Genomic DNA, 14315 nt, shown 5'->3' on the forward strand with positions numbered 1-14315 from the left:
CTGCTCACCCCGCACAGCTCGTACGTCTACATGCGCAACAGGCGCTCCGTCGCCTCGCGGTACGTGCGCAGCGCCACCCGCAGTTCCTCCGTCTCGGCCTCGCGGTCCTTGCCCGACCAGGCCGAGCGGAGGGAGCCGCGCCGTTCGGCCACCGCGTCGGTCAGGAGGCGGGCCGCCTCCTCGAAGACGCCGTCGGCCTCCTCGACCGCGTGCCGGGGGCCGTCCACGAAGGTGTTGACGGCCTGCTGGAGGCGCAGGGCCAGCTTGTCGCGCTCACCCTGCGGGAACAGCGGGGCCTCCGCGGACCGGCCGTGGTCGGCGGAGCCGGCCGGACCGGCCGAGCCCTCCGAGCCGGTCGCGGATCCGAGGTGGGCGGAGGTACCCGTGCGCTCGCCCTGACGGCCGGTCCCGGAAGGACCGGCGGAGGCGGCTCCAGGAGCCTCCCCCGGCGCCGGCAGCGGACCGGGGCCCGCCTGCCCGGGGGCCTCCCCCGGCGTCGGGAGCGGACCGGGGCCCGCCTGCCCGGGGGCCTCCCCCGGCGTCGGGAGCGGACCGGGGCCCGCCTGCCGCGGCGCGCGCCGCTCGGGCACCGGCGGCGGCTGCTGCGGCGCGGCCGGCTGCTGCGGGCTCGTGCGGTTCGGTTCGGCGTCGTACGTCATCACGCACCACTCCCCTTCGGGTGGTGGCCCCTGCCCGGCGACCACGGGGCGTGCGAGCGGCCGCGGTGGCCGTCCGCCTGCTGCTGGCGATGCCGGCCGTTGTCCGCCGGCTTGGCGGTGACCAGCGTCTCGAAGAGCTCACGCGCGTCGAGCATGGCCTCGCGCATCTGCTCCGTGCTGCTGTCGGTGTGCGCGGCGCGGTGCACCCTGCGGTAGCCCTGCACCTTGTCCGCGTGGTGCACGGACAGCGCGGAGACCTGCTCGTCGTACTGGCTGTCGGCCGGGAAGCCGCGGTCGGCCGCGAGCCGCGCCAGCAGCCGGTCGGCCTCGGCGACGGCGCGCTGCGGGGAGTCGACGAACTGCTCCTGCACGGCGGCCCAGCGGGCGACGTACTGCTCACGGATCTCCGGGCTCAGCGGCCGCGGTTCGAGCGACCCGTGCCGCTTCACGCGTGCTTCGAGCTCGCGCTCCGCCGCTTTCGTGTCGCCGTCGTGGTGGGCGACGACCCTGTCGTACTCGGGACCGAACCGCCTTTTCAGCCCGCGCCCGCCACCGCCCCTGCCCGGTCCGGCGACGAGGAACACGGCGACGAGGAGGACGACGACCACCGCTATCAGGGCGATGATCCAGACTGTGGACATGGCTGCCTTCCCGGTTGTCTGTCTGTCACGGCTTGTTACGCAGCGGGTTGCCCGTAAATCCTTGGCCAAACGGCCGGTGGCCGGGGTACAGACATGACCATGACGTGGACCGTGACCCCCGAGCGCTACGACACCCCCGAGTCGACGGCCCTGCGGCGCGACTACTACGCCGAGGTGGCGGGCCGTTACTGGGGGCGTCCCGCGACGGCGCGGGAGATAGACGAGGGGCTCGCCGACGACGGCGCGGAGCGCCTCGCGCGGCCCACGGGCGAGTTCGTCGTCGGCCGTCACGACGGCGCGGCCGCGGCCTGCGCCGGGCTCCTCCTGGTCGCCCCGGACACCGCCGAGCTGACGCGGGTGTACGTACGCCCCGCCTTCCGGGGCACGGGCGGCGGGGCGCTGCTGCTGGCCGCGCTGGAGGCGGCGGCCCGTGAGCTGGGCGCCGGGTGCGTGCGGCTGGACACCCGCGACGACCTGGTGGAGGCCCGCGCGCTGTACGCGAGACACGGGTACGCCGAGGTCCCGGCGTTCAACCAGGGGCCGTACGCCGAGCACTGGTTCGCCAAGTCGCTGTAGGCCGCGCCGGCGGGACGACCCGTGCGATCAGGTCGAGCCGGTGCCGGCTCGCACGGCTCGTACGGCCGCCGCGCATCCGGCCCCGGCGGCGGTCACAGATGGTGGTCGGGCGCGGGCTGCCGTGTGAAGGGGCGGTCCTCGTCGGAGCCGCTCACCTCGGCGCTCAGCTCCTCGACCAGTTTGATGAGATCGGTCGGCCGGTCGGGTCCCCACCAGTCGCCGAGCAGCTCGGCCAGGGACTCCTCGCGGGCCTCGGTGAGCCGCTCGGCGACCGCCGTCCCCTTGTCCGTCAGCACCAGTTGCAGCCCCTCGCGCCGGGCGAGCCCGCGCTCCTCCACCTGCCGGGACGCCTCGTTGACGGCCCGCAGGGGCACCGGCGTGACGTCGGCGAGCCTGGCGGGTTCGACGGCGCCCGCGCGTTTGATGCGCAGCAGCAGCCAACTGGCCGCCGGCAGCAGGTCGTAGCCCGCCTTCTCGGTGATCCGCTCGTAGACCCTGCGCCGCCCCTCGCGCGTGGCGAGCACCGAGAGGGCGCGGACGCATTCGTCGTAGGAGGAACGCTCCACCGGGTTGGACGCCAGCGTCTGGCCGGCGTCGGGGGCCGTCACCGACCTGCGCAGCCTGTCCTCCTTGAGGAACCAGGCGATCACGAAGGCGATGAGCACCACGGGCGAGGCGTAGAGGAAGACGTCGGTGATGGAGGTGGAGTACGCGTGCAGCACCGGGGCCCGCAGGTCGGGCGGCAGCAGGGCGATGTCCCTCGGGTCGGCCGCCACCTGCTGGGGCCCGATGCCGGGCGGCAGTTGCTCCCCCGCGAGGGCGCTGTCGAGTTTGTCGAGCAGCCGGTTGGTGAAGACCGTGCCGAAGATGGCGACGCCGAAGGACGCCCCGATGGAGCGGAAGAACGTCGCGCCGGAGGTGGCGACGCCGAGGTCCTCGTACCGGACGGCGTTCTGCGCGACGAGCACCAGCACCTGCATGACCAGACCGAGTCCGGCGCCGAAGACGAAGAAGAACGCGCTCATCTCCCACGTGCCGGTGGTCTCGGTCAGCTGGTGCAGGAGGAGCAGTCCGAGGGCGGTGATGCCCGTGCCGGCGATCGGGAAGACCTTCCAGCGGCCCGTACGGCTGACGATCTGGCCGGAGGCGGTCGAGGTGATCAGCATGCCGAGCACCATCGGCAGCATGTGCACGCCGGACATGGTGGGGCTGACGCCCTGGACCACCTGGAGGAACGTCGGCAGGTAGGTCATCGCGCCGAACATCGCGAAGCCGACGACGAAGCTGATGACGGCGACGAGGGTGAACGTCCGCAGCTTGAAGAGCTTCAGCGGCAGGACCGGCTCGGCCGCCTTGCGCTCCACGAGGACGAACCACGCGAGCAGCAGGGCCCCGAGGACCGCCAGCCCGATGATCTGCGCCGAGTCCCAGGCCCAGGTGGTGCCGCCCAGCGAGGCGACGAGGACGAGGCAGGCGGCGACCGAGGCGATCAGGGCGGTGCCGAGGTAGTCGATGGTGTGGCGGGCGGCGCCGACCGGGATGTGCAGTACGGCGGCGATCACCAGGAGGGCGACGACGCCGATGGGGAGGTTCACGTAGAACACCCAGCGCCAGCTGAGGTGCTCGGTGAACAGGCCGCCGAGGAGCGGGCCGAGGACGCTCGTGGCGCCGAACACGGCGCCGAACAGGCCCTGGTACTTGCCCCGTTCGCGCGGCGGCACGAGGTCGCCGACGATCGCCATGGACAGCACCATCAGGCCGCCGCCGCCCAGCCCCTGGACCGCGCGGAAGCCGATGAGCTGCGACATGTTCTGCGCGACGCCGCAGAGCGCGGAGCCGATCAGGAAGATGACGATCGCGGCCTGGAAGAGCTTCTTGCGGCCGTACTGGTCACCGAGCTTGCCCCACAGCGGGGTGGCCGCGGTCGCGGCGAGCATGTAGGCCGTGACGACCCAGGACAGGTGCTCCATGCCGCCGAGTTCGCTGACGATCGTCGGCAGGGCGGTGGACACGATGGTCTGGTCGAGGGCGGCGAGCAGCATGCCGAGCAGCAGGGCTCCGATCGCCACGAGAACGGTCCGCCGGCTGTCGGCCGGTCCCGCGCCGGGACCGGCCTCCGGGGCTGCGGCGGGGGCGCCGCCGGGTTGCTGGGCCATGGGCTGCTCCTCGGGTCCCCTGGGAGTCGGGCACCCTTCCATCCTGATCGTTGTGGGCCGATATGGCCTGCCGAGCCCGGTGGCCGCTGGGCTTCCCGTCTGCCGGTCTGCATAATCGCTGGCAGTTCGAGGGAGGGACCGACGGTGAACGGACACACATGTCCTGAGTGCGGTACGGACGGGGGTGCCGCGTCCGAGGACGGCAGACCCGGCTGCGGGTGTGCGGAGCGGGCGGCGGAGGACTTCCATCCGCTCCGGATACGTCCGTACGTGACGCTCTACGGGCAGCCGTCGGCGCACGAGCACGACACACCTCCCCACTACCCGACGGCCGGCGGTTCCGCCGCGGCGACGATGCCGCTCGGCGTGCTGGGCGGGCCTGAGCCGGATGCCACCGACACCGCCGCGTACGCGTACGCGTACAGCGACGGAGCCGACGGAGCCGACGGGGGCGATCTGTACGAAGTCGGCGTACGGCCGGGGCGCGCCGCACGTCGCCGGGAGCGGCGCAGGGGCCCGGCGCTGTGGCTCGCGGTGGCCGCGGCCGCCGTGGCGGTCGTGGGCGTCGCGGCGTTCGCCGGCGGGCTGTTCTCCGGCCGCGAGAAGCAGGAGTACGCGCTGCCGGACACGCCGACCAAGCCACCGGCGCCGACCGACGCGCCCGAGGCGTCGGACGCGTCGTCACAGGCGCCCCCCACACGGGCGCCGGAGCCGGACGCCGCGTCCGGTACCCCGGGCCCGTCCGCGTCGGCCTCGGCGTCGGTCTCGGCGTCGGCTCCCGCCGGCGCCCCGCGCTCGGCGACCCCGTCGGCGGACGTGCTGCGCGGCGCGGCACCCGACGCCGACGCCTCGGACGCGGCGCCCACAGCGCCCGCGACCGGCCCGGCGGAGCAGCCGCCGCAGACCGCCCCCGTCCTGAGCCGGGGCGACCGGGGTTCCGAGGTCGCGGAACTGCAGGACCGGCTGGCGCAGGCCCGGTTCTACAGCGGCCCCGGGCACGGCCGGTACAACGACCGCGTCGAGCAGGCCGTGCGGGCGTACCAGGAGTCCCGGGGCATCCAGGGCGACGCCCCGGGCACGTACGGACCGCAGACGCGCAGCGCACTGGAGGCGGAGACGTCCTGAAACGCGCGGGGTGGCGTTCGCCCCCCACTTTTTGTATCGTGGAGGAACAAAGTGGCCTCCGCCCGTTTTCCCTGACCGGCGGGCGGGGCCGCTTGTCTTTTCTTCCGCGCTCTGGAGTACGCCGATGCCGGCCCCCGCCACTGTTCTGCACGCCCGCGCGCTCCTCCTGGACATGGACGGCACGCTGGTCGATTCCGACGCCGTCGTGGAGCGCGTCTGGCGGCGCTGGGCCGACGCACACGGCCTGGACCCGGAAGCGGCGCTCAAGGTCGTGCACGGCCGCCAGGGCTACGCCACCATGGCCGTGCTCCTGCCGGACCGCCCCGTCGAGCGCAATTACGCCGACAACCGCGAGCTCCTCGCCCAGGAGACCGCCGACGTCGACGGCGTCGTACCGGTCCCCGGCGCCCCCGCCTTCATGGCGGCCCTCTCCGGCCTGCCGCACGCCCTCGTCACCTCGGCGAACGAGGCGCTGGCGCAGGCCCGTATGACGGCCGCCGGGCTGCCGATGCCGGTCACGCGCGTCACGGCCGAGCTGGTGGGCGCGAGCAAGCCCGACCCCGAGGGGTTCCTCAAGGGCGCGGCGGAGCTCGGCCACGACCCGGCCGACTGCGTCGTGTTCGAGGACTCGCAGGCGGGCATCGCGGCGGGCCGGGCGGCCGGCATGCGCGTGGTGGGCGTGGGGCCGCGCGCGGCCGTCCACAGCCCGACGGCGCACGTGGACGACCTCACGCGGGTACGGGTCGAGGCCCTGCCCGACGGCACGCTGAACCTGCACATCACCGCCTGAGCGCGGACGTGCCCGCCCCGACGGGGCGGGCGCCCGCGGTCAGCCGGTCACGGCCTCGTACAGGCTGAACGCCGCCAGGGCCAGCATCAGCGCCGCCGCGACCTTCGTGATCAGGGCCAGCGGCACGTACTTCATGAGGGTGCGGCCGCCCACGATGCCGATGCCCGCGACCGCCCACAGGGCCAGCACCGCGCCGATGCCCACCGACACCGGGTCGTCGTAGCGGGCCGCCAGGGTGGCCGTCATGATCTGGGTGAGGTCGCCGAACTCCGCGACCAGGATGAGCATGAAGCCCGCGCCCGAGACCTTCCAGAACGACTGGTCGGCGGGGGCCTTGATCTCCTCCTCCTCGTCGTCCTTCTTGAAGAGCAGGACCAGCGCGCCGGCGAGGAAGAGGACACCCACGACCGCCTGCACCAGACGGTGCGGCAGCAGGGTCAGCACGCTGCCCGCCGCGATGGCGAGGGCCACGTGCACGGCGAAGGCGGCGGCGACGCCGGCGAAGACGTACGACGCGCGGTAGCGGGTGCCGAGCATGAGACCGGCCAGGGCGGTCTTGTCGGGGAGCTCGGCGAGGAAGACGGTGCCGAAGGTGATCGCCAGGATGGTGAAACTGATCACGGGGGTGGGGTTCCTCAATCGGTCGGGCTGCCCGCGCCGAGAGAAACCTGCGTGAATCAGGGGTCGCTTCGGCACGGCAGCGTCGTGAAAGACAACAACACTGCGGCCGAAGGTCTCGCTGGCGGGCCGGGGTCCTGATGGGTCCCCGTCCGCCTCCGGGCGCCGGCTGAGGCGTGCTCAGCAGTATGTCGACGGTCCGGCGAAGAGCTACTCCCCTTCTGCTCCGAACAGGGTACGCGACCCGTTCCGGTCCCGGTCAGGGCCCTTCGTCCCCCTGCCCCGCCGCCGCCTGCGGCTCGTCCCGGTGCAGCCGCCCCCGCGCCACCAGTTCCAGCACCGTCGCGACCGCGACCGCCTGCACCGCGAGCAGCGCGACCAGGACGAACAGCTGCACCATCCCGGCGAGCAGCGGGGACGCCCCGCCCAGCAGCATGCCGACGAAGGCGCCCGGCAGGGTGACCAGGCCCACCGTCCTGGTCTGGTCGAGGCCGGGCAGCAGCGCGTCCGAGGCGGCGGGGCGGGCGACCTCCAGCCTGGCGTCGCGGTCCAGGAGGCCGATCGCCATGCCCGCCTCCACCTCCCCGCGCCGCAGTCCCAGCTCGTCGAGGGCACGCCTGCCGGCCAGCACCGTCGCGGTGAGCGCGCCGCCGATGAGGATGCCGGCGACGGGGACGAGCGCGATGCCGTCGACCGGTACGAGCCCGGTGAGCACGAGCGCGGCGACGACCGGGAAGACCCCGGCGGCGATCGGTGGGGCGGCCCACCACCAGGTGGCGTTGGGGGTGACGCGGCGTCCGGCGGTGCGCACGGCGACGGCGTACATCAAGAGAAGGAACGCGAGCAGCAGCCATCCGGAGCGTACGACCCAGCCGATCAGGAGCGACACGGCGACGAGCTGGACGGCGGCCCGCACGCCGGCGGCGGCCACCGAGCGGGCCCGGCGGCGCGACCCGTCGTCGGACAGGCGCGCCCAGGCGACCACCGTGACCGCGACCGCGAGCAGTACGGCGAGCACCGCCGCGAGCGTCGAGTCGACGGGCAGCAGGACGTGGGCGTCGGTGGCGAGGGCCGTCGCCGGCAGGGCGGTCACCGGTCAACCCTAGGCCCGTGGAGGAACGGTGTCGGAACGTCAGTACGTCTTGATGTGACGTGCTCATGTCGTCACGCTGTTACCCGGCGCCCACCCACCGGTAACCCGGCGCCGCCAAGCTGACCGAGCCCGGCGACGGGCGGTACCGGTGCGTCCTACCTCGCCCGCGTACCCGCCCGACCCCGGTCCCGGCCGGTCCCCCCACAACAAGGGAGTTCCCCATGTCTGGTGTCTACGCGCGTCGAGCAGGGCGCCGCATAGCCGTCTTCGCCGCGTCCGCCGCCCTCGCCGGCACGAGCGTCCTGCTCACCGCCCCCACGGCCCAGGCGTCCCCGCCCACCCCCGTGAGCGCGGCCACCGCCCGCACGTACCTGGGCCAGCTGACCGAACGGGCCGAGGGCTCGTCGACCGGGTACAGCCGCGACAAGTTCCCGCACTGGATCACCCAGTCGGGGGCGTGCAACACCCGCGAGGTCGTCCTCAAGCGGGACGGCACCAACGTCCAGCAGGACTCCAGCTGCGCCGCCGTCGGCGGAAGTTGGTACTCCGAATACGACGGCGCCACCTGGACGGCCGCCTCCGACCTCGACATCGACCACGTCGTGGCGCTCGCCGAGGCCTGGCGCTCCGGCGCGAGCGGCTGGACGACGTCCCAGCGGCAGGCTTTCGCCAACGACCTGACCCGCCCGCAGCTCATCACCGTCACCGACAACGTGAACCAGGCCAAGAGCGACCTGGACCCGGCGGAGTGGATGCCGTCGCGCACCGCCTACCGCTGCACGTACGCGCGGATGTGGGTGCACGTGAAGCACCACTGGAACCTGACCGTGGACTCCGCCGAGAAGAGCGCGCTCCAGGGCGTCCTCAACACCTGCTGACCGGGCCCGGGAAACCGCTGACCAGGAACGGGAACGCAGAAACCCACCCGTCCTCCCCCGGCGTTCCGTACCCTTCGGGGCGACTGAGGAGGACGACTTATGGCCGGGCTTCGGCTGGGACCACTGCTGCGGTACGTCGACCGCGACGCCGGTGACACGGCGACCGTCTGGATCGAGACGGACCGGCCCTGCACGGCGGAGGTGCGGTGCGACGACGGCGCGGGCGGTGCGGGCGGTTCGTCCGGTACGTTCCAGATCGCCGGGCACCACTACGCGCTGATCACCGTGACCGGGCTGCGCCCCGGCTCGCAGACGGCGTACGAGGTGCTGCTCGACGGGCGGCGGGTGTGGCCCCTGGAGGGCTCCCCCTTCCCGCCGAGCACCATCCGCACGCCCGCCGGGCCCGCCGAGGAGGTGCGCGTCTCCTTCGGTTCGTGCCGCTGGGCCGCTCCGGCCGAGGGCGAGCACGACCCCGTGGGCCCGGACGCCCTGGACACGCTCGCGGCGGGTCTCGCGGCGGACCCCTCGGCGCGGCGTCCCGACGTACTGCTGCTGCTCGGCGACCAAGTGTACGCCGACGAGACCTCGCAGGCGACGCGGACCTGGCTCGCGGCCCGGCGCGATCTGCGCGAGCCGCCGGGCGCCGAGGTCGCGGACTACGAGGAGTACACCCGGCTGTACTACGAATCCTGGCTGGACCCTGAGGTGCGCTGGCTGCTCTCCACCGTCCCCAGCTGCATGATCTTCGACGACCACGACGTGATAGACGACTGGAACACCAGCGCGTCGTGGGTGGAGCGGATGCGCGCCACGCCGTGGTGGCGCGAGCGGATCCTCAGCGGCCTGATGTCGTACTGGGTCTACCAGCACCTGGGCAACCTCTCACCGGCCGAACTGGCGGCGGACGAGCTCTACGCGGCCGTACGGGCCTCCCCCGACGGCACGGACAGCCTGCGCGCGTTCGCGGCGCGGGCCGATTCCGAGCCGGCGTGCGTGCGCTGGAGCTACCGGCGCGACTTCGGGCGGGTGCGGGTGCTGATGGTGGACACGCGGGCGGCCCGCGTGCTGGCGGAGGACCGGCGCGCGATGCTCGACGAGGCCGAGGCGCGGTGGCTGCGCGAACAGGCGCTGGACGACCCGGGCTCGTACGACCACCTGCTGATCGGGACGTCGCTGCCGTGGCTGCTGCCGCCGCTCGTCCACGACGCGGAGGGCTGGAACGCGGCGCTGTGCCGGGGCGAGCGGGGCGGGCCCGGCGGGCGCTGGGCGCGCTTCGGGGAGGGCCTGCGCCGCAGGTCCGACCTGGAGCACTGGGCGGCGTTCCCGGCGTCGTTCGACCAGCTCACGGACCTCGTCGCCGAGGCGGGCTCGGGCCCCTCGGCGCCGGCGACGGTGTGCGTGCTGTCCGGCGACGTGCACCACGCGTACGTCGCCGAACCGGACTGGCACGACGGGAGGAGCCCGTCGGCGCGGGTGGCCCAGCTGACCTGCTCCCCCGTGCACAACAGCATTCCCGCCTCGATACGGCTGGGCTTCCGCTTCGGATGGAGCCGGACGGGCCGCCGCCTCGGCCGCTTCCTGGCGCGGCACGGCCGGCTCGGGAAGCCGCGCATCGGCTGGCGGAAGACGTCGGGGCCGTGGTTCGGCAACCAGTTGATGACGTTGACGCTGCGGGGCCGGTCGGCGGTCCTGCGACTGGACCAGGCGCGGGCGCGCAAGGGCGGGCGCGCGGGGCTCACGACCGTACTGGAGCGGGAACTCGCGGACGTGAACGCCGACCGGGCGGCGCGGCGTTGAGCGGACGGGGCCATGACCGCGCGCCCGGCGGCGAGGGGCGGGCGGTGAGTGCGGCGCCGGCGGCGCGGGGCGGGCCGCGGCGCGTGCTTCCGCGTCACCGGCCCCCGGCCGTCCCGGGGAGCGGGGGCAACGCCCGCGCGGCCTCGCCCCCGGCCGCTCCCCGCGGCCCTCGCGCGCCCGCGCCGTGATCCTCCCCACAGCGGCGGGGATCCCGCGTGACAGGGTTATGACTTGCCTCACCCCACCGGCATGATGATGCGGACCCTCCGCTTCCAGCGCCCCCCACGCCACGCTCGCCCCGGGAGTCACCGCTTTGTCCGCAGTGCACCAAGCCCTCGCCGTCGTGGGCGCCGGCCCCCGCGGCACCAGCGTGCTCGAACGGCTCTGCGCCTCCGTGCCCGCGCTGGCTCCGGACACCAGGCTGACCGTGCACGTCGTCGATCCGGCGCCGCCGGGAGCGGGACAGGTCTGGCGTACCGGACAGCCTTCCGAACTGCTGATGAACACGGTCGCCTCCCAGGTCACGCTCTTCACCGACGCGAGCGTCGCCTGCGAGGGCCCGATACGCCGGGGCCCGAGCCTGTACGAGTGGGCCGCCTCCGGGGGCGGCGGAACCGCGCGCGGCGAGGCGGCGCTCGGCCCCGACGACTACCCCACCCGCGCCTGCTACGGCCGGTACCTGGAGTGGGTCTTCCGCCAGGTGGTGCGCGGCGCCCCGGAGTCGGTCACCGTGCAGGTACACGCGGCCCGGGCGGTGAGCCTCCAGGACTCCTCCGGCGGCCCGGGCTCCCCCCAGGCCCTCACCCTCGACAACGGCGAGACGCTCACCGGCCTCGGCGCGGTCGTCCTCGCCCAGGGCCATCTGCCGGTGCACGAGGACCCGTCCGCGTCGCACCTCGCCGCGTACGCCGCCCGCCACGGCCTGCGCCACCTGCCGCCCGCGAACCCGGCCGACCTCGATCTCTCCGGTCTCGCCCCCGGTGAGCCGGTCCTGCTGCGCGGCCTCGGTCTCAACTTCTTCGACCACATGGCGCTGCTGACGGCCGGGCGCGGCGGAACGTTCACCCGCGCTCCGGGCGGCGGTCTCGTCTACCACCCGTCGGGCCGCGAGCCGCGCCTGTACGCCGGGTCGCGGCGCGGCGTACCGCACCAGGCGCGCGGCGACAACGCCAAGGGCCCGTACGGCAGGCACGAGCCCCTGCTCCTCACCCCCCGCGTCACAGCCGCCTTCCGCGCCCGCGCGGACGCGGGCGACCCGCCCGACTTCCTGGCGGAGATATGGCCGCTGGTCGCCAAGGAAGTGGAGACCGTCTACTACGAGGTGCTGCTCGGCGCCGCCGCGCGGGGTACCGCTTTCCGCGCCCGGTTCCTCGCCACGGGGCACCGCAGCGCCCAGGAGGCGGAGGTGCTCGCCGAGTTCGGCGTACCGCACGACGAACGCTGGTGCTGGGACCTGACCGCCCGCCCGTACGCCGGTCACACCTTCCGCAACCCTGCCGACCACCGCGCCTGGCTGCTGCGCCACCTGCGGCGGGACGCGGCGCACGCGGCGCTCGGCAATGTCGCGGGTCCGCGCAAGGCGGCCCTCGACGTACTGCGCGACCTGCGCAACGAGTTGCGGCAGATCGTCGACCACGCCGGCCTGCCGGGAGCCTCGCGCCGCGACCACCTCGACCGCTGGTACACGCCGCTGAACGCCTTCCTCTCCATCGGCCCGCCGCGCCGCCGGATCGAGGAGATGACGGCGCTGATCGAGGCGGGCGTACTGGACGTGGTGGGCCCGCGCATGACGGTGGAAGCGGCCGGCGGCGCCTTCGCCGCCCGGTCCCCCGACATCGCCGGCTCCCGGGTCGAGGCCACGACCCTCGTGGAGGCCCGGCTGCCGGAGCCCGACCTGCGGCGCACCGCGGACGAACTCCTCGCCCGCCTGCTGAAGACCGGCGAGTGCCGGCCCCACACGGTCGACGGGTACGAGACGGGCGGCCTCGACGTCACCCGCCGCCCGTACCATCTGGTGGACGGTCAGGGAAGGGCGCACCCGCGGCGGTTCGCGTTCGGAGTGCCCACCGAGGGCGTGCACTGGGTGACGGCGGCGGGCGCCAGGCCCGGGGTCGACTCGGTGACGCTGACCGACGCGGACGCGGTGGCGCGCGCGGCGCTGCGGGCGGCGGCGACGGCCGGCACACCGGCGGTCCTCAGCTCCCCGCCGTCGCACCGGACACCGGGCTGAGCGGCGCTGGCGCAGGGGGTGGCGGACGGACGGGGCGGCCGTCTTCGCGGCGTGTTGTCCGTCCGGCGCGACGGCGTATTCCCGTCCGCACCCTGAACGTGACATGTCCAACATCGTCGCGACCCTGACGATCTCCCCCGATATGGCAGGCGTACGCTGTATGGCTGTACAGCCGCCCCTGCCGCTCCCCTGCGACGTCGCGGCGTTGTCACGAACCGGGGAGTCACGTTGTTCGAAAGTGTGGGGGCGCTGACCGGCAGCCCATGGATCTACGCGGTGGTCGCGTTCTGTGTGGTCATGGACGTTTTCCTGCCGGTCCTTCCCAGCGGGGTCCTGGTGATCACGGCCGCCACCGCGGCCGCCGCCGGCACCACGACCGTCGCGGCGGCGGGCCAGGTGGCGCACCAGGTGCCCGACATCCTCGCGCTGCTCGCGTGCGCGACGACCGCCTCCGTACTGGGTGACTTCGCGGCGTACCGGCTGGCCTGGCGCGGCGGCGACCGTCTCGACCGGGCCATCGCCCGCTCGCGCCGTCTGACCACCGCGCAGGAACGACTCGGCACCGCGCTCAGCCGCGGCGGCGGCGTCCTGGTCGTCATCGCCCGGTTCGCTCCGGCGGGCCGCTCCGTGGTCTCCCTGGGCGCGGGCGCCGCACACCGCAAGGTGAAGGAGTTCCTGCCGTGGTCGGCCCTGGCGGGCGTGGCGTGGGCCGGATACAGCGTGGGCCTCGGCTACCTGGGCGGGCAGTGGCTGGGCGCGTCCTGGCTGGGCGCGGCGGTCTCGCTGCTGGCGCTGTTCGCGGCGGGCTCGCTGGCGGCCCTGTTCGTACGCCGCCCGGTCCCGGCAGGGGCGCCGGCGGAATCCCCCGCGGCGCTCTAGCCGGCTACCCGGCCGCCTTGCCCGCTCCTCGCACTTCGAGTCCGTCGAGGAGCGTGCGGGTCGCCTCGGCCACTTCGTCGACGGCCCGGTCGAAGACCTCGCGGTTGTGGGCGGCGGGCGCCCGGAACCCGGAGACCTTGCGCACGTACTGCAGGGCAGCCGCGTGGATGTCCTCGTCGGTGGCCTCTTCGGGGAGAACGGGGGGACGGAGCGTCTTGATGCTGCGGCACATGCTTCGACCGTATCCCCGGATCCCCGTCCCGCGCACGGCCGTCACGGGTGGAAGCCGTGACGGGCGGAAAGCCGTGACGGGCGGGATGCCGTGGCGGGCGCCGGCGGGAATCCGCTCAGCGGCCGGGCCGTCCGCGGCCGCTGCCGGCGCCGCTGTCCGCGAGGAGCGCTTCGGTGATGAGCCGGACGGCGCGGGCGAGGCGGTTGAGCTGCTCCAGTTCGACGGCGTACAGCTTGATGGTGCCCTCGATGACCGCCTCCGAGACGCCGACGGTCGGCAGCTCCGCCCGGCAGGTCCGCAGCGCGACCCGCACCGCGCGGATCTCGTGCTCGACCTGGAGCTGAGCGTGGCGGGCGAGCAGGACGGGGTGGCGCGTGAGCGTCGAATAACCGGCGTAACGGGCCGGCAGCAGATCCCGCAGCCACCGGGCCGCCGTGCGCTCCCAGTCGTGACTGCCCGGGGTCTTGACCTGACAGGGCCAGTCCGGGCTGGTCGTGGTGAGGGTGGGAGACATCGTCGTCGCTCCGGCGGGTGGTGGGACGGCTCTGGTGGTCGCGGGGTGCCGCGGACGTATGTGGCGGTCCCGGCCCAGGGGTAGACCGGGACCGCCAAGGGGGGCCCTCCGCCGAGGAAAGCGGAGT

The 14315-nt window shown here is 74.2% G+C and carries 14 protein-coding genes; 7 read left to right on the plus strand and 7 right to left on the minus strand.

All coding sequences use genetic code 11. From position 1 onward, the window contains the following. Nucleotides 1-26: 26 nt before the first annotated feature. Together AC07FK_RS07700 and AC07FK_RS07705 are read right to left on the minus strand one after the other, a co-directional pair. Nucleotides 27-662: a hypothetical protein gene (locus tag AC07FK_RS07700; protein ID WP_479103466.1), complete on the minus strand. Its 636-nt coding sequence runs from the start codon at nt 660-662 to the stop codon at nt 27-29. Beyond that, complete coding sequence (locus tag AC07FK_RS07705) at nt 659-1300, minus strand: hypothetical protein (protein WP_479103467.1); 642 nt, start codon at nt 1298-1300, stop codon at nt 659-661. The genes AC07FK_RS07700 and AC07FK_RS07705 overlap by 4 nt, the downstream gene beginning before the upstream one ends. Nucleotides 1301-1399: 99 nt before the next feature. Here AC07FK_RS07705 and AC07FK_RS07710 point away from each other — a divergent pair, with 99 nt between their 5' ends. Continuing rightward, a complete protein-coding gene (locus AC07FK_RS07710; RefSeq protein WP_479103469.1) occupies nt 1400-1876 on the plus strand; it encodes a GNAT family N-acetyltransferase in 477 nt (158 codons plus the stop codon). A gap of 92 nt (nt 1877-1968) precedes the next feature. Here the strand turns inward: AC07FK_RS07710 and AC07FK_RS07715 are convergent, their stop codons facing one another. Beyond that, complete coding sequence (locus tag AC07FK_RS07715; protein ID WP_479103471.1) at nt 1969-4032, minus strand: MDR family MFS transporter; 2064 nt, start codon at nt 4030-4032, stop codon at nt 1969-1971. Between the two features lie 144 nt (nt 4033-4176). On the opposite strand from AC07FK_RS07715, the gene AC07FK_RS07720 reads away from it, so the two are divergent. Together AC07FK_RS07720 and AC07FK_RS07725 are read left to right on the plus strand one after the other, a co-directional pair. Further along, nucleotides 4177-5157: a peptidoglycan-binding domain-containing protein gene (locus AC07FK_RS07720; RefSeq protein WP_479103472.1), complete on the plus strand. Its 981-nt coding sequence runs from the start codon at nt 4177-4179 to the stop codon at nt 5155-5157. Between the two features lie 124 nt (nt 5158-5281). Further along, complete coding sequence (locus AC07FK_RS07725) at nt 5282-5947, plus strand: HAD-IA family hydrolase (RefSeq protein WP_479103474.1); 666 nt, start codon at nt 5282-5284, stop codon at nt 5945-5947. A 39-nt stretch (nt 5948-5986) separates the two neighbouring features. Here the strand turns inward: AC07FK_RS07725 and AC07FK_RS07730 are convergent, their stop codons facing one another. Beyond that, nucleotides 5987-6568 carry a TMEM165/GDT1 family protein gene (locus AC07FK_RS07730; RefSeq protein ID WP_479103476.1) on the minus strand — a complete coding sequence of 194 codons (582 nt, stop codon included), beginning with the start codon at nt 6566-6568 and terminating at the stop codon, nt 5987-5989. Nucleotides 6569-6824: 256 nt separating this feature from the next. Next, entirely contained in the window at nt 6825-7658 is an 834-nt protein-coding gene (locus AC07FK_RS07735; RefSeq protein ID WP_479103477.1) for an ABC transporter permease, read from the minus strand. A gap of 221 nt (nt 7659-7879) precedes the next feature. On the opposite strand from AC07FK_RS07735, the gene AC07FK_RS07740 reads away from it, so the two are divergent. The 4 genes from AC07FK_RS07740 to AC07FK_RS07755 all read left to right on the plus strand — a co-directional run bounded on the left by AC07FK_RS07740 (nt 7880) and on the right by AC07FK_RS07755 (nt 13442). After that, nucleotides 7880-8536 (plus strand): HNH endonuclease family protein, encoded by a 657-nt coding sequence (locus tag AC07FK_RS07740; protein WP_479103479.1) that lies wholly within the window; start codon nt 7880-7882, stop codon nt 8534-8536. A gap of 99 nt (nt 8537-8635) precedes the next feature. Beyond that, nucleotides 8636-10333, plus strand: a complete 1698-nt coding sequence (locus tag AC07FK_RS07745; RefSeq protein WP_479103481.1) for an alkaline phosphatase D family protein — start codon at nt 8636-8638, stop codon at nt 10331-10333. 313 nt (nt 10334-10646) lie between these two features. Continuing rightward, a complete protein-coding gene (locus AC07FK_RS07750; RefSeq protein ID WP_479103483.1) occupies nt 10647-12563 on the plus strand; it encodes an FAD/NAD(P)-binding protein in 1917 nt (638 codons plus the stop codon). A gap of 228 nt (nt 12564-12791) precedes the next feature. Further along, nucleotides 12792-13442 carry a DedA family protein gene (locus AC07FK_RS07755; RefSeq protein ID WP_479103485.1) on the plus strand — a complete coding sequence of 217 codons (651 nt, stop codon included), beginning with the start codon at nt 12792-12794 and terminating at the stop codon, nt 13440-13442. Between the two features lie 4 nt (nt 13443-13446). On the opposite strand, the gene AC07FK_RS07760 is transcribed toward AC07FK_RS07755, so the two are convergent. Then, nucleotides 13447-13674: a DUF2277 domain-containing protein gene (locus AC07FK_RS07760; protein ID WP_479103486.1), complete on the minus strand. Its 228-nt coding sequence runs from the start codon at nt 13672-13674 to the stop codon at nt 13447-13449. 115 nt (nt 13675-13789) lie between these two features. Further along, complete coding sequence (locus AC07FK_RS07765; protein ID WP_479103487.1) at nt 13790-14188, minus strand: hypothetical protein; 399 nt, start codon at nt 14186-14188, stop codon at nt 13790-13792. Between the last annotated feature and the right edge of the window lie 127 nt (nt 14189-14315).

The sequence above is a fragment of the Streptomyces sp. NPDC046122 genome (assembly GCF_056429965.1).

Bases quoted from the DNA above. Each gene is read 5' to 3' on its own strand.
- AC07FK_RS07715 (WP_479103471.1), bottom strand. From the start codon at position 4,032: ATGGCCCAGCAACCCGGCGGCGCCCCCGCCGCAGCCCCGGAGGCCGGT.
- AC07FK_RS07745 (WP_479103481.1), top strand. From the start codon at position 8,636: ATGGCCGGGCTTCGGCTGGGACCACTGCTGCGGTACGTCGACCGCGAC.
- AC07FK_RS07765 (WP_479103487.1), bottom strand. From the start codon at position 14,188: ATGTCTCCCACCCTCACCACGACCAGCCCGGACTGGCCCTGTCAGGTC.
- AC07FK_RS07760 (WP_479103486.1), bottom strand. From the start codon at position 13,674: ATGTGCCGCAGCATCAAGACGCTCCGTCCCCCCGTTCTCCCCGAAGAG.
- AC07FK_RS07725 (WP_479103474.1), top strand. From the start codon at position 5,282: ATGCCGGCCCCCGCCACTGTTCTGCACGCCCGCGCGCTCCTCCTGGAC.
- AC07FK_RS07705 (WP_479103467.1), bottom strand. From the start codon at position 1,300: ATGTCCACAGTCTGGATCATCGCCCTGATAGCGGTGGTCGTCGTCCTC.
- AC07FK_RS07740 (WP_479103479.1), top strand. From the start codon at position 7,880: ATGTCTGGTGTCTACGCGCGTCGAGCAGGGCGCCGCATAGCCGTCTTC.
- AC07FK_RS07710 (WP_479103469.1), top strand. From the start codon at position 1,400: ATGACGTGGACCGTGACCCCCGAGCGCTACGACACCCCCGAGTCGACG.